The following is a 25,510-nucleotide window of genomic DNA, read 5'->3' as shown; positions in this document are numbered from 1 at the left end:
ATGTATTTTAAATAGCATTAAATTTCAAATCTATATTCATAAATATCTTAAAATAGTTGAAGAGAAAATTGTTAAAAAACATAATATATTTGATTTCTTATCATTTATCACTAATAAAGATAAATAAACCATAATAATTTAAATGTGGAGATACTCTTTAAGAAATTAGTATCCCCATTTTTATCTTCACTCTTCCAACAACTCAGTAAACTTATCATGCATCCTCTCAGTAGCGGCCATGCGCATCCCAGATGTAACATGCAAATAAATCTTCGTTGTTGTATCAGAATTCTTATGTCCAACCCGATTCATAATAAAGTTCAAATCCACCCCAGCCTCTGCCAACAGACTAATATGTGTATGCCGGAGGATGTAGGTGCGGAATTGTTTGTTGATGTCGGTGAGTGCACCGATGCGCCGGACGGTTTGGTTGAGCATTTTGACGATAGGGGGGATGCCCTCCTTATCGCCGAAAACAAAGTCGGACTTAGCCCATTCTCGATACTCGCGCCATTTGTAAAGCTGTTTTAATTTCTCCACTACAATATCATCAATATCGACGGAGCGGATGCTGCCTGCAGTTTTGGGTGGAGTGAGCTCGAAGTAACCCCTTATACTTTTCTTTGCATACACCGTTTTGTTGATGTGTATGACCTTCTTCTCCAAGTCCACATCCTCATACTTTAAGGCAACAGCTTCGCCTGGTCGCATTCCTGTAAAAGCGATTGCGTAGATTAGCGTGCGATATATGATATTACGATGTTTGTCCACGTAACTTAAAAATTCCTTCAGTTCATTGGTTTCTAAATAAAGCTTCGCTGTGTCCTCACTGCTTGCTTCCTCTAACGTCATTTTCTTCTTCGCCACAAAAGTAGCTTCCACAGGGTTCATTTCAATCAATCCAGATTCTTTGGCATAGGCAAATAACATTTTGGCTGTATTATGAGTATCGCGTAGCGTATTATAGGCTGTTCCATTATCAAATAGATGATTGAGCTATCCTTGTAATTCGATAGACGTGATTGCGGTTATTTTCTTTTTCGCCAAATAGCGATTGAGTAGGGAGATGCAATAGGTACCTTTAACTTCTAATATTCTCGTATATTTACTATTTAATATCTATATACAGAAGTTGAATGGAAATCACATCTGGGGAAATGGATTGCTCGAAATACTGAAGCAAAGAAACGTGGATTTCATTTAAACGCCCTTGCATCTCCTTGGGAGAAATGGGCAAAGATTTTAGATGAATTTAAAGAAGCAAAGCGTAAAGGTATAGAAACCTTAAAAACGTGGGTTAATACAACGCTTGGTGAGTCGTGAGAAGAAAAGACGAATGATCAAAGACCATGATAAACCTATTTCTCGACGTATTGGCAATGAATGCGAAGTACCAAAGGACGTAATAGTATTGACGGCTGGAGTTGATGTTCAAGATGACCGATTAGAAGTAGAAGTTGTGGGTAACGCTTCTTTTGATCCTTTTGTAATAGCCGTTTGTCGTCAGATAGGTTCAGCATTAGAACTGAATTATACAGATAATTTAAAAGGTACAACAATAGAGATCCGTATTCTTATTTAGCGAGTATGGGAATCTCCGAGGCACAATTCAAGCTAGACATTTTAAATGGCTGGGAGGAAGTAAAAGGGGCGGAAATTACAGAAGCGAAAGTTATACTTAGTGATACAAAAACTATTCCAGCAGTGATTATAGATGGTAGGACATACGTTTCAAGTATGAGAGCTAGCCGATCTTTTAGGATTATAACTTGTTAATAAAAATGAGAGCAAAACAACAAAATTGTATGAAATAATTTTTTTAGCCCAGGTGCTTAATAATCTTGGACCTGGGCATTGTTTGAGAATTAATGAAGAAGATTGAAAGTAGTAATTTTATTTTTATATGCAGAGTCTTTATAAATATGAACTTCAGATAAATCTTGTGTGTATAAAAGCGGCCAATCTGGATGAGGTCTAGTATAGTGTTTTCTCTTATAGTAAACAGTAGTCCATGAGTTTGATATACTTGCTAAAATGCCTGCTGCAATACTTGTTAATGTAACAGCACCATCAATTTTTTTACCGGCTAGAGAGAATACAATTCCCATGGCAATTGCCAAAGTAGTTGCTGTAGCGCCAGCTACATTAAAAGAGCCTTCATGAGTTGCAATGTATTTCCATTCAGAACCTCCAAATCCTGCATCTACAACTACTGCTGCAGGAGCAATTTGTGGATTACCTGAATTAGGTCCCCCAATAAGTATGCCTTCAAAGGTTGGAGCACTGGGCTCTTCTATTACAATAGTTTCATTCCTAAGAACTTCTTCTACTAAGTTGTTTATATATTCCATTGTTTCTGCAGAAATTTCTTCCCCATTGAGGAATACTACGCCGTTGGAAGCGTTATGTATTACTTCGTCTGTTTTTGTTCCATCATTCAACAATACTTTTGATATATCACCATTTTTTGAAGCTTCAATTGTATAGTTCCCGAAAGTTTCAACAATTGAATTTTCCGAAGAGTCAACTGATTGCTGTACGCCGCTGTTTTCTTCAGCTCGTGCTATAGCTGGTGTAATTGAAGAAAGCATAAGTGTTGCACTGAGACCATAAGTAATTATTTTTTTCATTTATTTACCCCTTTTCCAATTAATTGGTATAAAATATAATAATATATAGTGCTAAAAGAGAATAGTCAACTATATTTTTCCATTAATGTAAATTAGAGGAGGTTTTTATTGGATTCCCAAAAAAGGAAATACATCAGCAAATTTTTATTATTGATAATGGTCCTGTTAGTTATACCAAGTGCATTCAATCCTATATATATTAATCTGGCATTTGCACTTTTAGGGTTAGTCGTAATTAATAAAAGTTTCGATTTTAAAAGTGAAAATAAAAGAAACTTTATTAAGTCTTTAAGCACAGGAATATTTGTATTTCTACTATCCGTGAGTATTGCAGTTTATAATTTATTTTTTGTGTAAGTTTTGAAGTTTATATAATATTCTCTTAGAAGAATGTAAATGAATAGTATTTAGCTTTTCTTTTATTTTTTTTAGCAAACTAACTGGAAAAAGCCCGAGAACTCATTAATTTGAGCCTGGGCTTTTTATATTTCCATAAAATAATTTACTATGATTGTATATATTTCATTTTTTAGGTGTAACGACCCCAAATAAAACCACTATCCGTTACACAAAAAAGTCACATTCCTCCCAAAAACCCACGAAATCAGGCAAAAAGCATGTCTTTGTACATTCACACGAAACCTTGCTATAATAAGGTTTGCGAATACATAGGAAAGAGGGTAAAAGCATGAACGCTTATGATGAATATATGAAGCAGGTTGTGAAGCCGATGCGTGAGGAGCTTGTGGAGGCTGGTTTTACGGAGCTGACGACTGCGGATGCGGTGAATGAATTTATGGCGGAGACGAAGGGAACATCGTTAGTGGTGATTAACTCGGTTTGTGGTTGTGCTGCAGGGCTTGCTCGTCCAGCGGCGCGTGAGGCAATTGCAGCGGTGAAGCCAGATCATCTTGTGACGGTGTTTGCGGGGCAGGATCCAGAAGCGACTGCGGCGATGCGTGGTTATTTTGAGGATGTGCCACCTAGCTCACCATCTATGGCGATTTTAAAGGATGGGGAGTTGGCTTACTTTATCCCACGTGAACAAATTGAGGGATTCCCTGTGGAGCAGATTGTCTCTCATTTAACTGGCGTGTTAGAGCAAACATGCGAGAACTAAAAACGATTGTGACGACAGCGGGCAGACCAGACGATGTATCGATGGCGCTCGCTGCTTTTGCGTGTCAAGAATTAGGTGCTGCGTTTGAGCCACGGAACAAGCGCTCTGTTCGCAAAATTTCGCAGGAGTTGCAGGCACATGTGATGGTCGCTGGGAAGAATCGCTTCGAGTATTATGCCTATGGGGCGCAGGAGCCGTTTTTCTTTCACCCCAATTCTGCGGCGTTTCGATTAAAGCGTGTGGCCCGTGGTGAGGCAGAGCCTTTTTTGGAAGCGGCACAGCTTCAACTGGGGGATTCGGTGTTGGATTGTACGTTAGGTTTAGCGGCAGATGCCATGTTAGCGGCTTATACAGTGGGTGAAGCAGGTCGTGTTGTGGGACTGGAAGCAAATCCAAATGTAGCGTTTATTGTTAGACAGGGGATGCAAGCCTATGATACATCCGAGCTACCGTTAACTGCCTGTATGCGACACATCGAGGTAATACAGTCTGAGGCTGTTCGCTATTTAAAAACCCTACCAGACAACGCATTTGATGTGGTTTATATGGACCCAATGTTTGAGAAGGTTATAGAAGAGGCCGATAATTTTCAGGCATTACGGTTAGCAGGGGAGCATGTCACATTAACCGATGAATGGGTTTATGAAGCCAAGCGTGTAGCGAAAAAGCGTGTGGTGTTAAAGGCACATTTTCGCTCAGAGTGGTTTGCGACCTATGACTTTCAGCAGCATGAACGGATAACTGCAAAATTTCATTATGGTGTGTTAGAGGTATAGAGGCTTGTTCTTGAGACAAGCCTTTTTTTAGTATATGGTAATAAAAGAGGAGGGTGGAATAATATGGTGAACAATGATAAACGAACTCCCTTTGAGCTAGACTTGCTGGCGAATGCACAGTCGTTGATCTGCACGAAACCTCCTATTCCATGGGCGTATGAAACGAGCATTACTGCCAATGGTGTTTTGGCTTGCGGTTGGGATCATGAGGAAAACATCGTGCTAATTAGTGGCTCTGGCTATAGTATCACTGAGCCTATAACAGGTCGTCGTCTTCATCGAGAACGAGATGTGGATGAAACCTACGACAGAATGAGTGATGACCGTTTAACATTTCAATTACCTCAGGGGACAATATCTATTTTCGGCTTTGAAGCTGGGGATGGGATTCATATGACAGCAGATGGCTGGCAGGTTGAAGTTATTTATCCTTGGTGGCCACGTGCCACAGTAGTACTCGATTATCTTTATACAACTAATTATACTTATTTAAAAAATGCGACAGCTATTGATTTACAGCGATTGGATGGCATGATTAAATGTGGATTTTCGCCATCTGGCAAGCATTTAATAATAATGGGCTCAGGCGGTGCATTGATTTATTCGAGAAAGGGGTGAGGTCATGGATGATGAACAGAATGGCTATGTTTCCATATGGGCTGGTAATTTTACAAGCGAAGAACAGTTACATACATATCTTGCCACTGTCTATCAGGGAGAAGATGAAACGGATGAAGCCTTTTCACAAAAGTTAGGAAAGCTTTTTTTACCAGAAAATCAGCACCGTACTTGTGAGGAAGAGTTTAAAGCACTTTATGATGAGTTCTACAATCAATTTGAATACGATTTCGGCTTAACCTTCGACGAGGATTTTTGTGAAGCGCTATTTTACGAAGCAGCTTCAAACCAACTTAAGCAACTGCTTTGTGATGAATTTTCCTATTCGCAGCAATTTAAACATCAAGTGCTAGCCAAAATGGGCAATGAACTACAGAAAGCTTATAATGCAATAATTTTACTATATGACATGAAATATGAGGGTCACATTCAATCTGTAAGCCATGAAGCGTTTCATATCGATTTTGTATGCTCTATTAAATTGCAGGAAATGTGATGAAAGGAGATTTTAATGATGTCACCAGCAAAAATTCCTCGTTAAGCCCGTGGTCCACCTTGGTTCAATAACAACGATCTTATTATAAAAGGAGCGATGTAAATGATTGGACCAAGAAAAAAGACAAGTGATGAACGCATGCAGATTGCCCATTCCATTGCGCAACAAGTTATCGCAAAATATGGAGGAAATGTTCGAGCAATTGGTATTTATGGCTCGTTGGCTAGAAAATCAGATGGTCCGTTTTCTGACATTGAGCTTAAGTGTGTCTGTCATCAATTAGAGCACAGCTATAGCTATGAATGGACAGCAGGAGATTGGAAGGCAGAGGTCAATTTCGATCAGGCAGAAGTGATTATCGAAGAGGCAATAACGGTTGAGGAAGATTGGCCATTAACAAATGGGAAGTTTTTCGATTTACAGCCACTTTATGATCCTACTGGCTTTTTTCTAGAACTCAAAGACAAAGCGGCCACTGTGGAGAATGGCCGATTTAAGGAAGCAATTTGCAAAACCATTGTAGAAGAAATGTATGAATACATGGGGAAATTAAGGAACATAGCTGTTCAGGGTCCCACTACATTTTTGCCGATACTGGCGATGAAAATAGCGATGACAGGTGCCATGATAGTAGGATTACACCATAGGCAGTGCTATACAACATCTGCACAAGTATTACCTGAGGCTTTAGCGATGGATGATCAGCCACACGGGTTAAAAGCATTAGCTGAAATGGTCATGACAGGCAATCTAACGAATCCTCAGCAAATCATAGCTGCCTGTGAAAACTTTTGGCAAACACTTCTCCGATGGACAGCTGAAAAGGGCTATCAGATTAAATGCTCTAAGGAGATTCCTTGGTAAATTTTTATAGACCTTTACTTTTATAGTATAAGGTGCTATAATAGAACACGTGCTATTTTAGGTAGCATATTTCCGTAATCTGGCATTCTGCTTTTTGTTTTTGTAGATACTTATTCACACTGGCGCATGCTTTGGGGCTGCAAGGACGCAAAAGATGGTAGGGTTTGCGTTGCTTAAGTTAGAAGGCACACAGTGGAATTTTACCGCGGTGATGAAACGAATCTGGTTTCAAGATAATATTCCCCAGACGATTGGGTTGAGACTTTTACAATTTACGAGAATGTTACCTATAAATACTAAAGGGGTAGTTTCGCAACAGCGAGGCTGCCCCTTGTCTAATTTTAAGGCCTGTCATGTCCAACCATGACTGGCCTTTTTGGTATACATTACCGTTTACTCTCTTCCATAAATAAGTGATAATAAAAGCATGAATTTTAGTAAAAATCTAAATTCTGCATAAAAAATCAGAAAAATCAAAAAGGTGAGGGATGTCAATGGGAAATATCGACACACTATCGACGAATATCGTGACACAATTAGAAGAAATGGCTATACGGCAAGACAATATGGATCAGCTAGTATCACGCTATTGCCAAGAAAGACTGCTTTATCGTCTATCCGTATCCTCCTATGATGATCAATTTTATCTAGATGGGGATCTACTATTATTTGCTTTAACAAATGGATTGGTGAAGCCTTCCAAAGAAGTCACGCTGACAGCGCAAGCAAGCGTTCATCAACACGATATAGTGAAACAGGCCTTTTATGAAATTTGCTCACTAGCAACACCAGCAGATGGCATTGAATGGAATGCACAGCTGATCGAATCGTCCGTATCGAGTGACAATATTCAACTAAGCATACCAGCTACATTGGACAAAATGACTGTATACATAGAAGTTAGGATTACCTTTAAAGAAAACATGCGAATAACACCAAAGGCCATTAATTTTCCGAGCTTGCTAGACAATAAGGCTGCGGTGGTTTATACATATCCAACAGAATTCGTACTGGCACAAAAATTTATCGAAATTTACCAGTACCCAGCATTAGAAAAGACTGAAAAAACAATAAATGAAGTACAACAATTGCTACAAACGCAAACTATTGAAGGACGAAGATTGCAGGCGTATATTGTGGACTTATTTGATCGTCATCATTTTACAATCGAGCTAACTTCTACACTCGAGATGACAGGGATTCTGAAACAATTCTTTATCCCTATTTATGAAGCTATTTTGGCTGAGGACGAATTTTTCAAGCAATGGAACAATCGAGCTTGGCAATGAAGAGAGGGACCCGCAAATCATTTACGGTTTGCGGGTTTTTGCATGGCTATTATTCAGTAATTTATTAGGGGGATACATATGTATGTCTCATGAATGGTTTCTTCTTTTTATTAAAATGTAGCTAAAGTGTATCTGTTGCACGAATAGATAAAGTTGAATCGTATTATGTCATGAAGGAGGTTAGGTGAAAAATATGATAAAGTTTGCTGGCTTAAGTGTGCAAGAAATTGTTCAAACATATAGTGACACCCTCATACGAATTGCTGTGCAACAGACCAAAAATATGGCTGAGGCGGAGGACATTGTGCAGGAGGTTTATATGACACTGATGAGGCAGAACAAGCCCTTTGCTCATGAAGCACATTTAAAGGCTTGGCTCATAAAGGTGACATTTAATAAGTGCAAGGATTATTTTAAGTCCTCACGTGTGAAGAAGACGGTACCCATTACAGACGAAATGGCCTTTATTGCAAAAGAGGAGCAGATGGTTCTTACTGAAATTTTTGAGCTTCCTTCAGAAGAGAGAGTCATTGTTTATTTACATTATTACGAGGGCTATACAACGGCAGAAATTGCTGAGTTATTAGAGATCAACGTAAATACAGTAGGCTCAAAGCTCAGAAGGGCACGAATGAAGCTGAAAACGATTCTAGAAGAGGGGAGCAAAGTATGATGAATGCTTATAAGAATGTGATGAAGCAGATTCATGCTTCTGAGGAATTTAAGCGTAAGATGCAGGAAGAGATGATGAAATATGAAAAGAGGTCCTTTATGAAAAAAGTAAGAATTAGTGTTGGAAGCTTAGTAGCCTGTGCAGTGATTGCTGTCCTTGCTATGGTAAATATAAATCATGAAACACCAATTGATTTGACGGAGAGAATTGTTGCGGACCATTCAGCTCCTGCGGCAAGTGCGCTAGTAAATATCGAAGGGACCATTACGGAAGTAGGAGAAGATGGGCTGAGCTTTACATTGGATAACGGTATGGAAGTAGTCGTGACAGATAAAACCAAAATAGGAATAGATGGACCGACAGCACCACCTAAGGAGGAACAGCTATTTGAGCCTACTTTTAGAGTAGGTAATTTAATTGGCGGCTATACAGAAGATACCTCCTCAAACCCAGTTCAGGCTGCTGCCATTTATACAAATTGGAATTTTGAACATCCATTACGATAAAGATTTAGATGCGCAAAAAAGAATTTCCGAGGGGAGATTCTTTTTTATAGCTTCTGGTTAACTATTTATTCCTTTTTATCCTAAAAACGAGATTGAATAATACTATTTATAAAGAAATGATTATTTTTATACAAAAAAGTATTGTCTAAAGAGAATATTGTCACTATAATTTACGTAATAGTCTCACATTTCCGAATTGCGAAAAATAATACGCATTATGGAAAAAATATCATACTAGGGGGATGGGCTATGAAAAGAAATTTAATGGTGTTGCTTACAATTATGGCAGCTTTCACGCTAGTTTTAGCGGGTTGCGGCTCGAAAGACAATACATCATCAGGTGATGGAGATAGTAAAAAAGTTTATAAGGTAGGTACTGAGGCTACATTTGCACCTATCGTATCTCTTGATGATAAAGGGAATATTGTAGGGATTGATGTGGATGTGTTACAAGCAATCGCGGATGAAATGGATTTTGAAGTGAAGTGGGAAAGTATTGGTTGGGAGCCTGTATTCCAAACAATTAAAAATGGTGAAACAGATATTGGTGGTGCAGGGATTACAATTACGGACGAGCGTAAGGAAACATTTGATTTTACTGAGCCGTACTACGAATCTCAATTATTAATCGTGGTGAAAGAAGATTCAAAGATCCAATCATTGGATGAATTAAAAGATAAAAAGATTTCTGTACAAATTAATGCTACTGGTCATATGGCTGCCAAGAAGCTACAGGGTGAATCTAGTCCCAACATTTTTGCTTTCGAAAATCAACCAATTGCTATTCAAGAGATGCTAAATGGCAACGTAGAAGCGGCGATTGGAGATAATTCAGTTGTTTATGAATATATCAAGGCACATCCAAATGACAAAATCAAAGTAATTAAAGATGATTCCTTCGAAAAAGAATACTATGGTTTCATGGTTCAAAAGGGGAACAAAGAGCTTTTAGATAAGTTAAATGAAGGCCTTAAAAAGATTAAAGAAAACGGTAAGTTAAAAGAAATTACAGGTTCAGACTTTTAGAAATAAATAAACCGTAGAAGCTCACCTCAGGGGGAGTTCTACGGTTTATTTTTTAGGTGCTAGTCTTGCGCTTCAGCAACTGTTTTGACCCGTTCTAAAAATTGTACGACTACTTTGTCCGATGCAAACAATAAAAATAATTTGACGAACCATTTTAACGCATTATTTGTTACGGAATAAGTAAAGGAAGTCTCTGTTTCATTTATTTTATTTAATTCATAGTAAGCCGTAATTTCAAACAAATTAGCGAGTACAAAGCCTACTTTCAATATTTTTTTATCAGGTGTATTCGAATATTCCAATGTTTCTACATCATACGTTTCGATACGTTTTCCTTCTTTATATTTTTGGCGATAAATACTGCCAACCCCTTCTTCTGTTACTTTTACAGGCTTGTTTTCAATTACCTGTGGCATAATCTTCTGCATGTCAGCTAAAGAGCCATCAAGTAATTTCCAAACGTTTTCGATGGGGGCATTTATGTTTATAGTCTTTGTCCATGTTTTCATCCAAACACCTCTACTTTCAAAATTACTTATCTATGCTGTAAATTAAACTAATTAATAAATGTAAGTATACTAAATTTTAACGGTAGCCACATGATTATTAACATTTGAGGAGATAAGGGAGAGAAAAACAAAAAAAGATTGAAGCCAATGTAGCTCCAATCTTTCTTATTTACATATTCATCCTATTAATGGAATAGCTATGTGTTAGTTTTCATCTTTTATTTTCCAATCGTTATAAACGATATCTTGAAGTACATTTTTCAGTTGTACAAATTGCTGCTCTGAGATATTAGATTGCTTCATCACTTGGCGGGACACTTCAGGTAGTTTCCTTCTTACATCTACGCCTTCCTTGGTTAAATATATTTTCATTAATCGTTCGTCCTCCTTAGAACGTTCACGATAAATGTAATTCTTTGCCTCTAATTTTTTTAACAACGGTGTTAATGTTCCTGAATCTAAAAATAAACGTTGGCCCAATTCTTTCACCGTTATCTGTTCGTTTCCCTCTAAAGCTAATAAAGTGATATAGCCTGTATAAGTAAGATCGTAAGGCTTCAATAATAATGTATATTGCCGAGTGATTTCCTTTGATGTTGCATACAAAAGAAAGCACAGCTGATTATCTAAATGATTAGGCATAAAAATCCCCTCTTAAAGTTCTTCTACTATCATTTATATTAAAAATAAAGTTCCTACTTGTCAAACGCAATTAAATTGTGTACAATTCAATTTGTAAAAATTAGATTGTACACAATTTAATTAATAACAAAAGATAAGGGGTTTTCAGTTATGAAAGAATTATACGCAACTACAATGATTAATGAAGGTGGCCGTAGTGGCACATCCTATGCAGAAGATCAATCTTTATCATTAAAAATTGCACCACCAGGCTCCAAATTAGCGGATGTTACAAACCCAGAACAATTATTTGCGGCTGGCTATAGTGCTTGCTTTAATAGTGCATTAGATTTAATCAAACGCCAAAAGAAACTAAAAAATGCATCAACCATTAAAGTAACAGTGAAATTAATGGAGCAAGCTTCTTTTGACTATGTGCTTGCAGTGGAAATCGAAGGGCATATTGAAGGACTAGCAGTGGAGGAAGCACAGGAATTATTAGAGGTCACACATACGGTATGCCCATATTCAAAAGCAACAATGGGCAATATTAATGTAACAATAAAAGCAGTTTAAATTGTGAAAAGAGGGAAACTACATGTTATCAACTACACCATTAAAACAAATTATGCAAATGCGTAAATCTGTTCGTAAATACAATGCAGAGACTAAAATTCCGCGTGAAACAATCATGCAGCTGTTGCAGGATGCTACTTCAGCACCTTCTTCAAGTAATATGCAGCCATGGCGCTTTCTTGTGATTGATGATAAGGAAATTCAGAAGAATATCAACTTCTTTTCATTTAATCAAGAGCAAATCGAAACAGCCTCTGCCATTATTGCTGTCATTGGTGATATAGAGATGTATGTAAATGCTGAGGAAATCTATGAAAAAAACGTGGAGCTGGGCTATATGCCAGAACCAATTGCCAATAAGCTTGCACAAGATGCGCTGACAATGTATGGTTCAGCACCAACAAAAACATTAGAAAATATCGTACACTTTGATGCTGGCTTAGTATCGATGCAAATCATGCTATTAGCGAAGGAAATGGGCTATGATACCGTTCCGATGGGTGGATTTGATAAAGCAAAATTCGCTGAATACATGGAATTACCAGCAAATGAAATTCCTATTTTATTATTAGCCATTGGTGAAGCGGCAGCCCCAGCATATGGTTCTTCACGCCTACCAATAGACCGCATTGTTCGTTTTAATAAATAGTTTCAAGCAATGTCCTTGATACACTTGAGGACATTGCTTTTTTAAAGATTTTTTAGGAGGGAATAGGATGTCTTCATTAACTTTTATTTTAAGCTTAGTCGTAGCAGCTGAGCATTTGTATATTATGTATTTAGAAACGTTTGCAACTACTTCTAAAAGAACAGCAAAAACATTTAGTCTTTCTGAAGAAGCATTAGAAAATGCAAATGTTCAAGTTCTTTTCAAAAATCAAGGCGTTTATAATGGTCTGATTGCGATCGCCTTATTGTATGGATTATTTTTGTCACATCAGCAAACTGAAATTGTTGCCATTTTTTTAATCTTTGTAATCATTGTCGCTTTGTATGGTAGCTTAACAAGCTCTAAATCGATTCTATTAAAACAAGGTGGACCTGCTATTTTAGCACTTATTAGTTTATTTTTCTAAAGGAATCTCTACAATAATAAAAAGATTGAAGTTAATGTAAACTCAACAACAGACATTATACATTATCTCTGTTCTAATGGAAGTATAGTGGAAGACTTATATAATTGTGAGCAAAGATTTCTTTTTAAGGAAGGAAGATAATTAGCTTACGTCTAATATACAGATTGTCCAAAACTTTATTAACAGTCAAAAAGATATATATTGTGATGATTGTCTCTCTGAAAAATTGGATATTAAACCAAGACAACAAATCAATAAAATTTGTAATAAGTTAAAAAAACAGGTCTTTTATAAAGAGAGGTTAAACAATGTTCTTCTTGCGCCAAAGATAGAATTTAGGTAGAGTTTTTCATAACATCCTAACTTTTTAATAAAGGGGTAAAATAGATGATGCTTAAAAATAGAAAAGTAATAGTAACAGGTGCAGCTTCTGGTATAGGAAAAGAAATTGTTAAACAATGTTTAGATGAAGGTGCTTCAGTACTTGCTTGTGATATTAATGAAGACGCCTTAAGGGAATTAAAACAATCAATGAATGTCCCCTCAGATTTGTATACATATCAACTAGATGTAAGTATTTATGAAGAAGTAGTCAATTTTTTTGGAAATTTGGAAAGAGAACATTGTGATGTAGATAGTTTAGTTAATAATGCAGGGATTTATTTGGGTAAGAATATACTGGATTATCAAACCGAGGAAATTGATAAAGTCATAGATATAAACTTAAAGGGATGTATTTATTTTTCTCAAATGTTCGGGAAATATCTACTTCAGAGCGAACGTAAGGGAGTCATCGTGAATATGTCTTCTGTATCAGGTATGGAAGGCAGTTCAGATGCAATATATGGACTCTCAAAAGCTGCTATATTGGGATTAACTAAAAGCTGTGCAGTGAATTTCTCACCATACATCAGAGTTAATGCCATTGCCCCTACAATGGTAAACACTCCTATGATGGATGCAATACCTATTTGGAGAAAAGAGGAATATTTAAATCATCAGCTCATCGATACACCTGTAATGCCTGAAGATGTTGCTGATACTGTTATTTTCCTCTTGTCAGATAGATCAAAGCATTACACAGGTGCGACATTTGATATTAATAATGGTGGATATCTAAGGTAGTTCAAAAACTTATTCAACTGTTTTGCCAAACTAATTATTTACTCATAAATTTGGCGCTTTTCTCAAATAAGGAAAGCGTCTTTCCTCATGGAAATAAAACAAATGGGATGTTGAGTTGTTCATTAGAAGTTGTTCAATGAAAGGAATCGTTACATAATGATTTTTGATTAGGGAGGGGTTAGTTCTGTTGATCAAAATGTAGTTCGCCAGTCGAAGAGGCTTGTGCTCAAATATTAATGCCATTTTGAAGAATCACTTTCAGAAGAAATACATATAAATATGTACCCCTAGGTCAATGAAAAAGGTACTTTTGCAATGCAGAGACAAAAGTACCTAAAAACTTCTATATTAGGGTTTTAAAACCACTTTAATGCAACCTTCTTGCTTTGTATCGAATATTTCATAAGCATGTTTTGCTTTTTCAAGTGGGAGGACATGTGTAATGATATCACCGACATTCACTTTTCCTTCAGCCATTAAGTTATAGACATGGGGCATGATATGAACAACTGGAGCTTGTCCAGTACGAATCGCTACATTGCGTTGGAATATATCTCCAAGTGGGAAGGCGTTGTATCGACCGCCGTATACACCGGTAATTTGGATTGTTCCTCCTTTACGTACAGCTTGACTGGCTATGACAAGGGCTCCCATAGCACCACCTTGAAGTTTTACCCCACTTGCAAGAAATTCTAAAGGCGTCATTTTTCCGCTCATCCCTACACAATCAATGACAACGTCTGCACCGCCCTTGGTAATCTCTTTCAAGTATTCACCACAATTTTCATGGTCTTCAAAATTAACGATTTCCACGTTATTTGTCTTCTTTGCATGTTTAAGACGATACCCGATGTAGTCAACTGCGATTACTCTTTCTGCTCCTTTCAGCCAAGCAAATTTTTGTGCTAGCAGTCCAACAGGTCCGCAGCCAAGAATAATAACAGTATCTCCTTTCTTTACACCAGCATTATCTACACTCCAAAAAGCAGTAGATGCGGCATCGGCAAGGAGAACAAGACTTTCATCAGGAACTTCTGATTTCTCTGGAATTTTGAAAGGGATAAAATTACCATAGGGCACTCGCATAAACTCTGCCTGTCCTCCTAGAAAACCGCCTGTTGTGTCTGAATAACCAAAGTAGGCACCCATTTCGCCATTATCGTTTGAATTATCACATTGACTTTCCAGATCATGATTGCAGTACCAGCATTCCCCGCATGCAATATTAAAAGGAATGACAATCCGGTCACCCTTTTTAACCTTCGTCACATCTTTTCCAACTTCTTCTACAATACCCATTGGTTCATGACCAATGACATAATCTTGTCCAAGATTCGGAATCATACCATGAATCAAATGCAAGTCTGACCCGCAAATGGCAGTAGTGGTTAAACGAACAATAATATCATCGGCTTTTTTATTTTAGGGTCTTGTACTTCTTTAACCTCAACATTTTTTACACCTTGAAAAGTGACAGCTTTCATTAAAAAAATCCCTCATTTTCGTTTATTTTTTCGGTGGGGTAGGGAACATTCCTTTTCGATTCATATCTTTAGGGAATAAATCCAACTGGGCAATACTAATCGCATTTTCTGCTGATTTAATATCCAGTTCCTTTTGACCTGCAAGATCATAAGGTTTCAGCCATTCTTTTTTTACCATCAGTTCAGAAATTTCGAAATATAAATCGACCATGACATCCAGCTGAGTTCTCAAGATTTTCTGAAGAGCAGGAGAAGCTGTTTCTGTTAAGGCAATTGAAAGATTACGAATACCCGTTTTGGTTGTAAGTAAAAACTCAAGAGCAATCCCCGAATCAGTTAGTTCAGGCATTCCAACTGAATTTATAGGATCTAAATAGTCTTGCATACAATTGTCCTCCTAATATTCCAATTCCGATTTTGAGTAGAGCTTAACCATAGCAGTGAGTGCCGGGGTAGATAATTTTACATTTTTGTCCAATAACGCTCTTAAATCATCATCAAAGACCACACCTTGACTCAGCTTCGATTTAAGTAAACTAGTTGTCATAAAGTTAATGACTTCATGAAATTCCATGGTTTCATGAAGTGCTAATTTTTTCTCAAACACGTAATTCGCACCTCCATAATTTTCTTTAAAAAGTCTTCCCTGTAGCAAGTCTATTTATGCAAATTCGCATTGGATTAAATCTAAGACTATATTGATAGCTAGAATCTGATTTAAAGTTGAATTTCCTCCATTCTTTTCACTCAACCCATTTATTACACCCTATGTGAAAATCGTAATACCAAAATTCAAGACAAATGTGGGGTGTCAATTGCAAATCATAGCTTAATTTTTTACACAAAAAACGCTTGAAACCTTATGAAAATTGGTTTTATGCGTTTTTCTCTTTGTCTAAAGAAAATGCGGAAATGCACTGAATAACGTATAAAATTATGTATGAAAAAATATTAATGTTTGCCATTTATATAAAAAAACCTAAAAGCTGCTATAACAGGCTTTTAGGGCTTTGTTGGGTACATATTTCAAAATAAAAAAATTAGTGTGTGAAACATTAAATAAATGACAAAAGTATTGATTTATCAACGTTTGAACGGACCTTTTACATTAATTAGCCCCGCCGCTAGCCCCAGTTCCGCAATTTAAACTTCTACTGAAAACCTCCACTGATTGTTCTTCTAACTCTTTCATTACGTGGCCGTAAATTTCATAAATCATTGCTGGAGTATTTCCTAAGCGCTGAGCAATTGCTTTTACGTTCTGTCCGCTATTTAATAAAATTGTTGCATGGGTATGACGTAAACCATGAAAAGTAATTTTTGGTTCTCCGTCATTGTTTAATATACCAGCTTTTAAAATCGTATCTCTAAACATTTTATGAATGGCAGCACCATGCAATAGGTTATTGAAAGTATTAATAAATACAAATAACTGATCATCTAATTGTTTGCCATGTTTTAATAAAATTTGTTTACACCATACTTGGTATTTTTTTGATTGATCAATGACAAGATCATCCACCAAAATTCTTCGATAACTATTTTTAGTTTTAGGGGTACGCGTACCAATATCATCACGTGTTCGTTCAATTGTAATTATATTATTTTTGAAATCTATATTTTGCCACTGTAAACCACAAATTTCACCTTTGCGCATACCTGTATAGACGGCTATCAACAAAAAAGTATAACCCGTAATATCTTCATACTTTTTTGCTGTGTGGAGAAATATATTTAATTCTTCGATTGTTAAATAGTTGTAGGTTTCTTTCAAATTGAGGTTTTTGATTAGTATGTTAAATCCTGACAAAGATAAATAAGTGTTGTTGAAATTAAATTAGATGTGCTCATTTTTATTGTGAAGTGTGTGTTGTATCTTTAAAGCAAAGTTTAACCGCTTGTAAGAAAGTTGTACTGTGGTGAATACCGTTTATAAAAAAGATGAACTTTTTTTTTAGATCTTAGAATGATAATTTATAAAATTTGATAAAAAATATGTTATATGCAGGATTTTCCCTTATTCAGCAATCGGGCCATATTGTTGAGGAAAACTCTTACGTATTCATATAGAATAATAACTGAGTTTGTGAAGGATTACACTTAAGCAGACGAGCAGGTTAGTTAAAGAAAAGGCTCAGTTATTAGAGAAAATTACTAGCCCTAATTTTTTGCAACAGGGGGACAATCTTTTCATTTTCTTTTATATGGCGAATATACAAATCCACAGTAGGTAAGAGGAAACGATCAAAATGAAATAAATTGAACAGCCCTTCCGTTACTTCTTTATGAACTATAGACTTGGGTAAAAATGCCATTCCTAAACCATCTTTAACAAATTGCTTTATAATGTAACTCTGCGAGATATTCAATTTTCGAATTGATGGAAATTGTATATCTAATAAAGCCTCGATTGATATCGCTTCTTCTAAATGTCCTGTAAACAAAGGATAGCTTTCAAATAACTTATATAACTGCATAACTTTATCCAATTTAGTATCTTGATTATTAGGATAAATAAGTTGTAATGGACTAGAATATAATTTTTCTGAATGAATAATCGATTGCTTACTAGTGCCAATGCAGATAGCTAAATTAGCCTCATCTTTTAAAATTAGTTCATCCATTTTTTTTGAATCTTCTACAATAATTTCGATTTCATATTCTAGATTCTCTGTAGAAAATTGTAAAAGTATATGTGGTAGATTTGTTTCTACTAATATTGGTGATATCGCAACTTTCAGAAGAGTACGCTTTTGAACGGAATAGAGATTGAGTTCTCTTTTACTATCTTCTATTTTTTTCAATATATCCTTTGCCAGAAAGTAATAAAATTGTCCCTCGTCCGTCAATGTAAGTTGAGTATGTTTTCGTTCGTATAAAGATATCTGTAAACTTTCTTCTAACAGATGAATATGAACAGTAATACTGGGCTGTGATATATAAAGCTTTTCTGCTGCTAAACGGAAATTCCCACATTCAACAGCGGTAACAAATGATTTTAACCATTTTATCTCCATATGTACCTCTTTTAATTAAAATTATTAATCAATTTCATTATATTTAATTAATTTATTTGTTTTAACAATAATTGTACACTAAAAACACAAAAGAGAAAGAGGTGTTTTAGATGGAAAGATTAGCGAAAATTTTTAAACGATTTAGCGAACTTGAAGCACAAAAAAGTAGCCCACTTTATGCCTATTGGAGTAAGGAAATTGCAGAAGATAGAGAACTACTCACATTGATGCAGTCAATTCCAGGTTCTCAACCCAAGCCTAATATGTTTTTTGCAAGTGTCCAATACTTAGCTTTTAAAAAGAATCATCCACTTAAGTCCTATTACTCTATATTTGATCGGTCTGAAAACTATTTAGAAGCAAGTTTTTTTACCTTAAAAGAATTTGTTCGTCTTAATGAAGAAGCATTAGTAGAATGTTTTCAAACAAAACTTGTTCAGACGAATGAATTGAATCGTAGTTCGTATTTATATCCGATTTTTAGTGAAATAGCACATAAAACCGAAAAGCCTTTAACATTAATAGAAATTGGTACAAGCGCGGGATTATTATTAAATCTAGACCATTATAAATATGAGATTAAAGAAACTGAACAAATTCTTCATTTTGGTGATTTTGAAAGTAGTGTCGTGGTATATGCTGAAAATATTGGAAAGTCATTAACTGCTATTAAACCTTTTGAAGTGAGTGAGCGGGTTGGAATAGATTTAAACATAGTGGACCTTAACAAAGAAGAAGACTATGAATGGATGCAAGCACTCATTTGGCCAGAACAAAAAGATCGTAAAGAGTTATTAAGAAAGGTGTCCCAACTTAATAAAAATATTTCAAAAAAACTATATGCAGGAGACTTTTTACAGTTAATCCCGTCATTTATAAAAAATATTGATGACGGTACACAAGTGATAATTTTTCACACACACGTGGCCAATCAATTTAATGAATCATTGAAAATCAATCTATTAACAATGATTAATAATATGAGTGAACAGCATCCTATTTATCATGTATACAATAATATGTTTGATCGTCATTTGCATATTGATTATATAACTCATTCTAAAACCGAAGAAAAAAAGATTATAAAAGAAATAGATGGTCATGGTAAACATTATGTGTGGGAATAAATAAAAAGGTAAGTGGTCTTTATTAGAATTGAAGAAATGTAATTAAACTAAAGGCTGCTTAAGTGAAAGAATAATAAGTTGAGTATTTTATCGTTATTCAACAATCGGGCGCTTTACTTGAAAAAGGAAAGGATCTTTTTTACATTTAAAGACCAGATTGTGGAGTAAATAAACACATATTTATATAGTGCATTCAAAATTTTTAAAGAGTACACTTGAAATATAAGAGAAATTCTATTGAACATTAGAAATAATAGTTGGAGAGACATAGTATGAAAAAGGAAATAACAATCGAAGATTACAACCCGAATTGGTCCAAACAATTTGATGAAGAAAAAGAAAAACTAAAGGAAATATTAACTGACAAATATATATCAATTGAACATATAGGAAGTACATCTGTTGAAGGTTTATGTGCAAAACCAATTTTAGATATCGCTATTGGAGTAAATGATTTAGAAATTGTGAGTGAATTCATCGAGCCTTTAAAACAAATTGGGTATGAATTTGTATATCATAAAGAATTTCCTCAAAGGCGTTTCTTTAGAAAGGGACAATGGGGATCTGGGACTCATCATATACATTTTTATCAATATCATGGAGAACATTGGAACAATCAAATTTTGTTCAGAAATTATTTAAGAGTGAATCCTGATGTTCTAAAAGAATATCAAAAATTAAAGATTAATTTGGCAGAAAAGTTTCGTTTTGATAGAGCTTCCTATACAACAAATAAAGCTCCATTTATCCAGAATGTATTACAAAAGGCTAAAGAGGAAAATGAACAGAAATGATTTTTTTCACTAAAGAGGGCTTTAGTTGGAAAACAATCTTCAACAATCGGGCGCTTTTCTTGAAGATCATTGAGTTGCTTAGGCAGCTCTTTTTTTCTTAACTCAAATAACGGAGCAGTTTAGTTCAACAATTGAGGCAGATTGTTATAAAGATTAGCATAAAAACCCCTTATTTTATGAATAATAACTATTCGAGGGGTGATGAATCAAGAATTATTTAAGAGTTATTATTTACTTGTGTTTTTTAGGAATATTGATACACTCTCAAATATCATTTGCTGAAACAAATGAGGAAGTACCCTTTTTAATTAACAATGGTAAATGTCCGAACTCGCAAAGCTTGAGACATATCAGTTCAGATAAAGGTCTTATAAATGCATTAAATACAATTATTCCTGAGGTTTATAAAGAAGATAATTATAAAGGTTGGAAAATAGAAACCATAGCACATCTTTCAAAAGCACCACATCCGGAAGCTTATTATGCAATGGCGAAACATTATTGCGGGGAGGAAATAGCTAACAATTCTTGGTTTGTGGAAATGCTGTTTCCGAAGTATTTACCGGCATATGACGCATCCCACAGACAAATTTTTGTGACCAAAAATAAACAAGGCCAATGGTTTGCTTGGTTTAGATTTCATTAACCTTTTCACAAACGGACGCAAATGTTGAATAAACTTCACTTTTCTTCTTCAACTAAACCAGCTAATAGAAGGTTAATCGTTATTCAATTAAAGGGCGCTTTTCTGAAATAGGAAAGCGTCTTTCTTCATGGAAAGGGCCCTTTAATTGAATAACACTTCTAAATTAAAAATAAGATTTTATGTTAAGCTTGATGTGAGTTGTGAAACAATGTACTTAAGCTAACGGAGCAGTTTAGTTGAAGAAGTGGAAGATTATTTTAAGCAGGTATACCAAAGTGGAATTTTAAATTTCATCTCTATATTGAATGAATTTTTGATAAAAAATGTACAGTAAAGATATTTCCTAAAAACTCAGTCATATTGAAAAATCCCCAGTTTTATACTGGAGAACTAATTATTTGACGGTTTAATCAGGCTTAATAAATACTTATTATTTTTTCTGGATGATATACATGTAATGGCGGGGGTACTAGGCGCCAAGCTGTTGCGGATTAAATTGAAGAAAAGCTGCAGCTGTCAACTAGCGCCGCAGCTAAGTGCGTGCGATACACTCAATATTAATATGTGCAATTTAAGGTTATCTATACATAAAAAAGCCGCAGCGAGGGAAGTAGCTGAAGCATAGATATTAACTGAACAATATGAGGGAATTAATAAATATGGTAATCCTCTACCTATTACGAATAACCAAGAATTTGTGAAGAATCATACTTTAACTAACGGAGAGCGATTGCCCGATAAATAGTGGTTGATGATCTCTACGAAATAGTGTTAAGAATCCCAACACTCATCTTTGTAATTCTTAATTAGTATAGGTTTCGGGAAAGTTACGCAGTTAATCAATAACATGAAGAAAACGGCAACCAGCTCAAAAGAGTTTGGTTTTTTGTCTAAACCTATATAGCCTTTCTCACATTTTTATTTCCGTATAATTTCTGTTGCTTTATAAATTAAATATATTATTTTCCGTCTTTTCCCGTATTCACATGAAATGAAACTTAATCAGTGGGGCATTCTTTATCACCCATTGATTATTTAAGGAACTTTGGTACGCGGGATAAAAAGACACTTTACTTAAATTTATGAGTTACCATTTTTTCGAGCAGCCGCTTCATCTAAAATCTCTTCTCGAAAACCACTCATACTTTCTTCCCTACGTGCATTTTTTTGCTTAAGTGCCTTTCGCTCGTTTTCATCAACGTAAGCCATCATTTCTTCTGCAGCTTCCATATTTTCCTTAGTATTTTTCATCATATCTTGAAGCTTTTCAACATTATCTGATCGATTATCTGGCTTTGGGGTATTTTTCTCCATTTTACTTCCTCCTTCTTTTAAAGTCACAAGATTTATCGTCCCCGATTTAACTAAAAATATTCAGTGCAATAAGTGGAATTTTCTTCAAAAACAAATCTTTGTAAGTAATAGGTCCTCACGTTAAGTTGTAAAGAATATAATTCACGATAAATGGATATAATCAGCATGAATAAACGGAAAAAAATTATGACTAGATAAAAAGAAAATGAGGCGGTAGTGACATGTCTATGGAATGGTTTAACAGAGTAACTGGTGAGCTTCAAGATCATTTGAAATCGATTTGCGAAGAATATGACCAAATCGGTCATATGAATATCAATCGAGGTTCAAAACATCCCCGAATTGAATTTTTTATCTCGACAGAAGATGACGACAGGGTTTACTTTTGCACCCTCCTCTTTGATCCGTATAATGAAGAATTTTACTTAGAAAGCTTTGATATGACGCTTCAACAACCTACAAGAATTATTTTGGATGATATTACTGATGTGATTGAAGCTGTTCATGAAAGTTTTCATGAATTTATTGACGAAGATAGTGAAGTCTTTTATGTAGATGATGAAGAAGAATATGAAGTTCTAGATGATGAAATTACTCTTGAAGAAATTGATGTGGAATGGGAAACTCCGGAAGTCCCGGCTTATCAAATTGAAGATAATCTTGAAGTAACCTATCAGTTTGGGGTAGATAGAGCTAATGGAGATGGCGTTCTGCGAAGAGTCAATCGGATCTGGACAGAAGACGGGGAACTCTTCGAAGATGAAAGTACCTTGTCATTTAAAAAAGAAGAGGCAAGTACCATTATCGCCATGATTGCGAGCCATATGGATACTATGACTGGGTATGAAGAAATTATAAACGAATAGGAATAACTGGGCAAAAAGTTGCCCGGTCCTTTTTTGTCTATTTGACTTCAGAGCTTCATCGTTTAAAGACTTAAGGAAAATAGGTCAACAAGGGAAATTGGATAGCTCTTGGACAAGACAATAAGATATATCTTTACTCACCGAATGAAGAAGTAAATAATTTTGAAACTACACATTTTATCACTTATCTGAAGTTGAGATAGTTATTGGAAACATAGACATGAAAGAACGTAATGATCTTTCATTTTCTGTGGTGTAGTGTTGATTTTACGCAACATGTGGCGCTTTCCTGGAATAAGGAAAGTGCTTTTTTTCATTAAAGGGCCATTTAGTTGTATAAGAGTATTTGACATATATTATGGAGCTTATGCATATCGAATGGTTTGATATACTCGAGTCCTATTCCATCATGGTACTATGATGGAATGGCTTTGGTAATTAATGTTTGATTTGATCGATAATGTCGAATAAAGCTTAGTTGAATAGCTCCTTCTGATCAAGCATCGTCGCATGTCCAGCATTTGGTATGGAGTAAAATTGTTTCATTGCGCCTTGAGTTAATCAAAGTATGTGTGAGCGAGAGAATAAGGAGTTTGCCAGTCATCCTCGCCATGGATATAGAATACTGGAACTTGATAGTCTGAAGTTATCATGTTCAGATCATAGTACTTTCTAGTACATCGCTCATTAACATGTATTTAATATCTTTGAACGAATAATTTATTTCGCATTATAATTCTAAAGAAGATTGCCCTAATGGTCGTTTTTTATTTTTCCACACTCCTGAAGATAGACCTGTTTCAGTTAAAGACATTATTTTATCTGGCAGAATTCAATATAATCATCCTGAAGGTATTACTGATGAATATACAAAGAAAGTATTCGATAATCTAGCTTATAATTTTGATAGTGATGTAGATGATGAAACTGAAAAAATGTTCAAATTAGAAGAGGGGAGAATTCTTGCCTATAATATTATAAAATTACTTAATTGGACAACTTGTAAGGGAAAGTTTGAAAAGGACATGATTTTACTATTTGATTCAAATTTTGAATCAATTAAAAGAACAATCCTTGATGATAGAACATATGAATTAAGCGAACGTAAACGTCTTTTGTCATATTTAAGGTCATTTTCAGCTTTAAAAAATAATATGAAAATTGAAAGTACGCAAGTGGTAATAGAAAAACATGATTCTATCGGAGTAAAAGCTGAAATGGCAATAAAGGAAATTAAAGGAATATTAGTAAATGGAAATAATAAATCTAGTAAAGAACTATTGTATATTTGTGAAGCAAATGATGTGAAAATATATAATTATAATTAATCTTTTAATTCTCAATTATCGGGCGCGGTTGTTGAACAACATAGGAAGAAAAAAATAATCAATCTTTTTTATAAAAATCAAACTTAGTATTACATAATAAGACTCCATTTTGAACAATCTTTTTTCAAAATGGAGCCTCTTTTATTTATAGAAAAATGCTGGTTAGTGAGATGTTTTTAATCAAACTATATTACAAAGCTACAGAGAAAAATGGTGGGATCAATGAATACCCAGATTATAAGTAACAATTCGTAAAAGGAATCTGCGAGAAAAGGAAATAAAATCCTTATTAAACATAACGGTATGCTTTTAACAAGCAAGAGACAAATCACGTCTTTTTATTCAGCATCTGGCACAATTCTTGTACAAGGAATTTTGTATTGTTTAGTTATTATAATCAAAAGTGGTTCGATTACTTGAAAAAAATTGTGCAATAAAAAAATTACCCTTCAACACCTTAAGAGTAGAAATCCTTTATTTATATTTAGTAAGCCAGTAAATTAATTGGTCATAGTTACTTGAGAACATAACATTGTCTTTGGTATTAGATTGTTTAAGGTGAATTAGAATATCTCCTTCTTCTAATAAAAAAGCGACTGCAATTGTGTTCTCTAATATTTTATTAGTGAAAAATTTGTCTTTCCACAATTTTTGTACAGAAAAATGTTCTGGAGTATAACCTTTACGATTAACTAACAACTTATACTTTTTTTCTTGCCTAATAAATGAATAGCATGTTTTCTCAAATGAATTAAACCAGCTGTTTACATCAGCAAGGGTTATGAAACCAGTCAAATTCGTAATAATAATATCTTCAGAAATGGATGTACTTATATTTTTAACAGTCAATTAAACAACAACTCCTCTTACAATTATTATAAGATAAATAATGGAAATTGGTATTAATTTTAATGTTGCACAGTTGGAATAATGTATTCCAATCGGGCACTGTTCTGAAATAAGGAGAGCGACGTTATTCATGAAAAGTGCCATATTCATGAATTACTAATTAGATTATATACCAAAGAT

General features: G+C 35.0%; 30 protein-coding genes and 1 pseudogene. 20 read left to right on the top strand and 11 right to left on the bottom strand.

The window, feature by feature from the left end; genetic code table 11:
• Window positions 1-186: 186 nt before the first annotated feature.
• Window positions 187-930 carry a site-specific integrase gene (locus VK91_RS17400; RefSeq protein WP_082148172.1) on the bottom strand — a complete coding sequence of 248 codons (744 nt, stop codon included), beginning with the start codon at window positions 928-930 and terminating at the stop codon, window positions 187-189.
• A 219-nt stretch (window positions 931-1,149) separates the two neighbouring features.
• Between VK91_RS17400 and VK91_RS23355 the strand changes: the two genes are divergently transcribed.
• Both VK91_RS23355 and VK91_RS22960 read left to right on the top strand, forming a co-directional pair.
• Window positions 1,150-1,323: a terminase gpA endonuclease subunit gene (locus tag VK91_RS23355; protein WP_197078735.1), complete on the top strand. Its 174-nt coding sequence runs from the start codon at window positions 1,150-1,152 to the stop codon at window positions 1,321-1,323.
• Window positions 1,324-1,336: 13 nt separating this feature from the next.
• Window positions 1,337-1,582 (top strand): terminase gpA endonuclease subunit, encoded by a 246-nt coding sequence (locus VK91_RS22960; protein ID WP_048394602.1) that lies wholly within the window; start codon window positions 1,337-1,339, stop codon window positions 1,580-1,582.
• A 283-nt stretch (window positions 1,583-1,865) separates the two neighbouring features.
• Here VK91_RS22960 and VK91_RS17385 read toward each other — a convergent pair whose 3' ends face one another.
• Window positions 1,866-2,630, bottom strand: coding sequence for a hypothetical protein (locus VK91_RS17385; RefSeq protein ID WP_048394598.1), 765 nt, complete (start codon window positions 2,628-2,630; stop codon window positions 1,866-1,868).
• A gap of 688 nt (window positions 2,631-3,318) precedes the next feature.
• On the opposite strand from VK91_RS17385, the gene VK91_RS17375 reads away from it, so the two are divergent.
• From VK91_RS17375 to VK91_RS17330, 9 genes are all read left to right on the top strand, one after another.
• Window positions 3,319-3,750 (top strand): BrxA/BrxB family bacilliredoxin, encoded by a 432-nt coding sequence (locus VK91_RS17375; protein ID WP_004228455.1) that lies wholly within the window; start codon window positions 3,319-3,321, stop codon window positions 3,748-3,750.
• The gene (locus VK91_RS17370; protein ID WP_048394593.1) at window positions 3,738-4,526 is read left to right on the top strand and encodes a class I SAM-dependent methyltransferase; all 789 of its coding nucleotides are present in this window, start codon (window positions 3,738-3,740) and stop codon (window positions 4,524-4,526) included. Before VK91_RS17375 ends, VK91_RS17370 begins: the two co-directional genes overlap by 13 nt.
• A gap of 63 nt (window positions 4,527-4,589) precedes the next feature.
• A complete protein-coding gene (locus VK91_RS17365) occupies window positions 4,590-5,144 on the top strand; it encodes a hypothetical protein (RefSeq protein WP_048394591.1) in 555 nt (184 codons plus the stop codon).
• Window positions 5,145-5,148: 4 nt separating this feature from the next.
• Complete coding sequence (locus tag VK91_RS17360) at window positions 5,149-5,640, top strand: immunity 22 family protein (RefSeq protein ID WP_048394590.1); 492 nt, start codon at window positions 5,149-5,151, stop codon at window positions 5,638-5,640.
• A gap of 102 nt (window positions 5,641-5,742) precedes the next feature.
• Entirely contained in the window at window positions 5,743-6,504 is a 762-nt protein-coding gene (locus VK91_RS17355; protein ID WP_048394588.1) for an ANT(4')-I family aminoglycoside nucleotidyltransferase, read from the top strand.
• A gap of 494 nt (window positions 6,505-6,998) precedes the next feature.
• The gene (locus VK91_RS17345) at window positions 6,999-7,793 is read left to right on the top strand and encodes a nucleotidyl transferase AbiEii/AbiGii toxin family protein (protein WP_048394586.1); all 795 of its coding nucleotides are present in this window, start codon (window positions 6,999-7,001) and stop codon (window positions 7,791-7,793) included.
• A 193-nt stretch (window positions 7,794-7,986) separates the two neighbouring features.
• Window positions 7,987-8,466 (top strand): RNA polymerase sigma factor, encoded by a 480-nt coding sequence (locus VK91_RS17340; protein WP_048394585.1) that lies wholly within the window; start codon window positions 7,987-7,989, stop codon window positions 8,464-8,466.
• A complete protein-coding gene (locus tag VK91_RS17335) occupies window positions 8,463-8,972 on the top strand; it encodes a hypothetical protein (RefSeq protein WP_048394583.1) in 510 nt (169 codons plus the stop codon). The genes VK91_RS17340 and VK91_RS17335 overlap by 4 nt, the downstream gene beginning before the upstream one ends.
• Window positions 8,973-9,221: 249 nt before the next feature.
• The gene (locus VK91_RS17330) at window positions 9,222-9,998 is read left to right on the top strand and encodes a basic amino acid ABC transporter substrate-binding protein (protein WP_004228443.1); all 777 of its coding nucleotides are present in this window, start codon (window positions 9,222-9,224) and stop codon (window positions 9,996-9,998) included.
• Window positions 9,999-10,057: 59 nt separating this feature from the next.
• Here the strand turns inward: VK91_RS17330 and VK91_RS17325 are convergent, their stop codons facing one another.
• Window positions 10,058-10,507, bottom strand: a complete 450-nt coding sequence (locus VK91_RS17325; RefSeq protein ID WP_048394580.1) for an SRPBCC family protein — start codon at window positions 10,505-10,507, stop codon at window positions 10,058-10,060.
• A 204-nt stretch (window positions 10,508-10,711) separates the two neighbouring features.
• Window positions 10,712-11,149 (bottom strand): MarR family winged helix-turn-helix transcriptional regulator, encoded by a 438-nt coding sequence (locus VK91_RS17320; protein WP_048394578.1) that lies wholly within the window; start codon window positions 11,147-11,149, stop codon window positions 10,712-10,714.
• Window positions 11,150-11,299: 150 nt separating this feature from the next.
• On the opposite strand from VK91_RS17320, the gene VK91_RS17315 reads away from it, so the two are divergent.
• The 4 genes from VK91_RS17315 to VK91_RS17300 all read left to right on the top strand — a co-directional run bounded on the left by VK91_RS17315 (window position 11,300) and on the right by VK91_RS17300 (window position 13,905).
• On the top strand, window positions 11,300-11,704 hold the full coding sequence (locus VK91_RS17315) for an Ohr family peroxiredoxin (RefSeq protein WP_004228436.1): 405 nt from the start codon (window positions 11,300-11,302) through the stop codon (window positions 11,702-11,704).
• 22 nt (window positions 11,705-11,726) lie between these two features.
• Window positions 11,727-12,353, top strand: coding sequence for a nitroreductase family protein (locus VK91_RS17310; RefSeq protein WP_048394576.1), 627 nt, complete (start codon window positions 11,727-11,729; stop codon window positions 12,351-12,353).
• Between the two features lie 67 nt (window positions 12,354-12,420).
• A complete protein-coding gene (locus tag VK91_RS17305; protein WP_048394575.1) occupies window positions 12,421-12,780 on the top strand; it encodes a DUF1304 domain-containing protein in 360 nt (119 codons plus the stop codon).
• A 390-nt stretch (window positions 12,781-13,170) separates the two neighbouring features.
• Complete coding sequence (locus VK91_RS17300; RefSeq protein WP_048394621.1) at window positions 13,171-13,905, top strand: SDR family NAD(P)-dependent oxidoreductase; 735 nt, start codon at window positions 13,171-13,173, stop codon at window positions 13,903-13,905.
• Window positions 13,906-14,253: 348 nt separating this feature from the next.
• Here the strand turns inward: VK91_RS17300 and VK91_RS17295 are convergent.
• The 5 genes and pseudogenes from VK91_RS17295 to VK91_RS17275 form a co-directional block, all read right to left on the bottom strand.
• Window positions 14,254-15,389, bottom strand: a pseudogene (locus VK91_RS17295) (zinc-dependent alcohol dehydrogenase).
• Window positions 15,390-15,411: 22 nt separating this feature from the next.
• Window positions 15,412-15,774, bottom strand: coding sequence for a spore coat protein (locus VK91_RS17290; protein ID WP_048394572.1), 363 nt, complete (start codon window positions 15,772-15,774; stop codon window positions 15,412-15,414).
• A 12-nt stretch (window positions 15,775-15,786) separates the two neighbouring features.
• Window positions 15,787-15,996 carry a hypothetical protein gene (locus tag VK91_RS17285; protein ID WP_016993944.1) on the bottom strand — a complete coding sequence of 70 codons (210 nt, stop codon included), beginning with the start codon at window positions 15,994-15,996 and terminating at the stop codon, window positions 15,787-15,789.
• A 501-nt stretch (window positions 15,997-16,497) separates the two neighbouring features.
• Window positions 16,498-17,163, bottom strand: a complete 666-nt coding sequence (locus VK91_RS17280; protein WP_231595715.1) for a site-specific integrase — start codon at window positions 17,161-17,163, stop codon at window positions 16,498-16,500.
• A gap of 367 nt (window positions 17,164-17,530) precedes the next feature.
• Window positions 17,531-18,406 carry a LysR family transcriptional regulator gene (locus tag VK91_RS17275; RefSeq protein ID WP_048394571.1) on the bottom strand — a complete coding sequence of 292 codons (876 nt, stop codon included), beginning with the start codon at window positions 18,404-18,406 and terminating at the stop codon, window positions 17,531-17,533.
• Window positions 18,407-18,516: 110 nt separating this feature from the next.
• Here VK91_RS17275 and VK91_RS17270 point away from each other — a divergent pair, with 110 nt between their 5' ends.
• From VK91_RS17270 to VK91_RS17260, 3 genes are all read left to right on the top strand, one after another.
• The gene (locus VK91_RS17270) at window positions 18,517-19,533 is read left to right on the top strand and encodes a DUF2332 domain-containing protein (protein WP_048394569.1); all 1,017 of its coding nucleotides are present in this window, start codon (window positions 18,517-18,519) and stop codon (window positions 19,531-19,533) included.
• 272 nt (window positions 19,534-19,805) lie between these two features.
• The gene (locus VK91_RS17265; protein ID WP_048394567.1) at window positions 19,806-20,327 is read left to right on the top strand and encodes a GrpB family protein; all 522 of its coding nucleotides are present in this window, start codon (window positions 19,806-19,808) and stop codon (window positions 20,325-20,327) included.
• Between the two features lie 235 nt (window positions 20,328-20,562).
• A complete protein-coding gene (locus tag VK91_RS17260) occupies window positions 20,563-20,973 on the top strand; it encodes a hypothetical protein (protein WP_231595713.1) in 411 nt (136 codons plus the stop codon).
• 1,080 nt (window positions 20,974-22,053) lie between these two features.
• Here VK91_RS17260 and tlp read toward each other — a convergent pair.
• The gene (gene tlp / locus VK91_RS17255) at window positions 22,054-22,287 is read right to left on the bottom strand and encodes a small acid-soluble spore protein Tlp (protein WP_048394565.1); all 234 of its coding nucleotides are present in this window, start codon (window positions 22,285-22,287) and stop codon (window positions 22,054-22,056) included.
• Between the two features lie 221 nt (window positions 22,288-22,508).
• Here tlp and VK91_RS17250 point away from each other — a divergent pair, with 221 nt between their 5' ends.
• Window positions 22,509-23,153: a hypothetical protein gene (locus VK91_RS17250; protein WP_048394563.1), complete on the top strand. Its 645-nt coding sequence runs from the start codon at window positions 22,509-22,511 to the stop codon at window positions 23,151-23,153.
• A 935-nt stretch (window positions 23,154-24,088) separates the two neighbouring features.
• Window positions 24,089-24,481, top strand: coding sequence for a hypothetical protein (locus tag VK91_RS17245; protein WP_048394561.1), 393 nt, complete (start codon window positions 24,089-24,091; stop codon window positions 24,479-24,481).
• 474 nt (window positions 24,482-24,955) lie between these two features.
• Here VK91_RS17245 and VK91_RS17240 read toward each other — a convergent pair whose 3' ends face one another.
• Window positions 24,956-25,330, bottom strand: coding sequence for a hypothetical protein (locus VK91_RS17240; protein ID WP_048394559.1), 375 nt, complete (start codon window positions 25,328-25,330; stop codon window positions 24,956-24,958).
• Window positions 25,331-25,510: the final 180 nt, after the last annotated feature.

The sequence above is a fragment of the Lysinibacillus sp. LK3 genome (genome assembly GCF_001043675.1).
Classification (GTDB): domain Bacteria; phylum Bacillota; class Bacilli; order Bacillales_A; family Planococcaceae; genus Lysinibacillus; species Lysinibacillus capsici.
The sequence above is the reverse complement of the archived record's forward strand: the minus strand, read 5'-3'. Positions and strand labels throughout refer to the sequence as shown.

Excerpts from the sequence above, each read along its gene's own strand:
- VK91_RS17400 (WP_082148172.1), bottom strand. The coding sequence starts at position 930 with ATGTTATTTGCCTATGCCAAAGAATCTGGATTGATTGAAATGAACCCT.
- VK91_RS22960 (WP_048394602.1), top strand. The coding sequence starts at position 1,337 with ATGATCAAAGACCATGATAAACCTATTTCTCGACGTATTGGCAATGAA.
- VK91_RS17385 (WP_048394598.1), bottom strand. The coding sequence starts at position 2,630 with ATGAAAAAAATAATTACTTATGGTCTCAGTGCAACACTTATGCTTTCT.
- VK91_RS17375 (WP_004228455.1), top strand. The coding sequence starts at position 3,319 with ATGAACGCTTATGATGAATATATGAAGCAGGTTGTGAAGCCGATGCGT.
- VK91_RS17370 (WP_048394593.1), top strand. The coding sequence starts at position 3,738 with ATGCGAGAACTAAAAACGATTGTGACGACAGCGGGCAGACCAGACGAT.
- VK91_RS17365 (WP_048394591.1), top strand. The coding sequence starts at position 4,590 with ATGGTGAACAATGATAAACGAACTCCCTTTGAGCTAGACTTGCTGGCG.
- VK91_RS17360 (WP_048394590.1), top strand. The coding sequence starts at position 5,149 with ATGGATGATGAACAGAATGGCTATGTTTCCATATGGGCTGGTAATTTT.
- VK91_RS17355 (WP_048394588.1), top strand. The coding sequence starts at position 5,743 with ATGATTGGACCAAGAAAAAAGACAAGTGATGAACGCATGCAGATTGCC.
- VK91_RS17345 (WP_048394586.1), top strand. The coding sequence starts at position 6,999 with ATGGGAAATATCGACACACTATCGACGAATATCGTGACACAATTAGAA.
- VK91_RS17340 (WP_048394585.1), top strand. The coding sequence starts at position 7,987 with ATGATAAAGTTTGCTGGCTTAAGTGTGCAAGAAATTGTTCAAACATAT.
- VK91_RS17335 (WP_048394583.1), top strand. The coding sequence starts at position 8,463 with ATGATGAATGCTTATAAGAATGTGATGAAGCAGATTCATGCTTCTGAG.
- VK91_RS17330 (WP_004228443.1), top strand. The coding sequence starts at position 9,222 with ATGAAAAGAAATTTAATGGTGTTGCTTACAATTATGGCAGCTTTCACG.
- VK91_RS17325 (WP_048394580.1), bottom strand. The coding sequence starts at position 10,507 with ATGAAAACATGGACAAAGACTATAAACATAAATGCCCCCATCGAAAAC.
- VK91_RS17320 (WP_048394578.1), bottom strand. The coding sequence starts at position 11,149 with ATGCCTAATCATTTAGATAATCAGCTGTGCTTTCTTTTGTATGCAACA.
- VK91_RS17315 (WP_004228436.1), top strand. The coding sequence starts at position 11,300 with ATGAAAGAATTATACGCAACTACAATGATTAATGAAGGTGGCCGTAGT.
- VK91_RS17310 (WP_048394576.1), top strand. The coding sequence starts at position 11,727 with ATGTTATCAACTACACCATTAAAACAAATTATGCAAATGCGTAAATCT.
- VK91_RS17305 (WP_048394575.1), top strand. The coding sequence starts at position 12,421 with ATGTCTTCATTAACTTTTATTTTAAGCTTAGTCGTAGCAGCTGAGCAT.
- VK91_RS17300 (WP_048394621.1), top strand. The coding sequence starts at position 13,171 with ATGCTTAAAAATAGAAAAGTAATAGTAACAGGTGCAGCTTCTGGTATA.
- VK91_RS17290 (WP_048394572.1), bottom strand. The coding sequence starts at position 15,774 with ATGCAAGACTATTTAGATCCTATAAATTCAGTTGGAATGCCTGAACTA.
- VK91_RS17275 (WP_048394571.1), bottom strand. The coding sequence starts at position 18,406 with ATGGAGATAAAATGGTTAAAATCATTTGTTACCGCTGTTGAATGTGGG.
- VK91_RS17270 (WP_048394569.1), top strand. The coding sequence starts at position 18,517 with ATGGAAAGATTAGCGAAAATTTTTAAACGATTTAGCGAACTTGAAGCA.
- VK91_RS17265 (WP_048394567.1), top strand. The coding sequence starts at position 19,806 with ATGAAAAAGGAAATAACAATCGAAGATTACAACCCGAATTGGTCCAAA.
- tlp (WP_048394565.1), bottom strand. The coding sequence starts at position 22,287 with ATGGAGAAAAATACCCCAAAGCCAGATAATCGATCAGATAATGTTGAA.
- VK91_RS17250 (WP_048394563.1), top strand. The coding sequence starts at position 22,509 with ATGTCTATGGAATGGTTTAACAGAGTAACTGGTGAGCTTCAAGATCAT.
- VK91_RS17245 (WP_048394561.1), top strand. The coding sequence starts at position 24,089 with ATGTTCAAATTAGAAGAGGGGAGAATTCTTGCCTATAATATTATAAAA.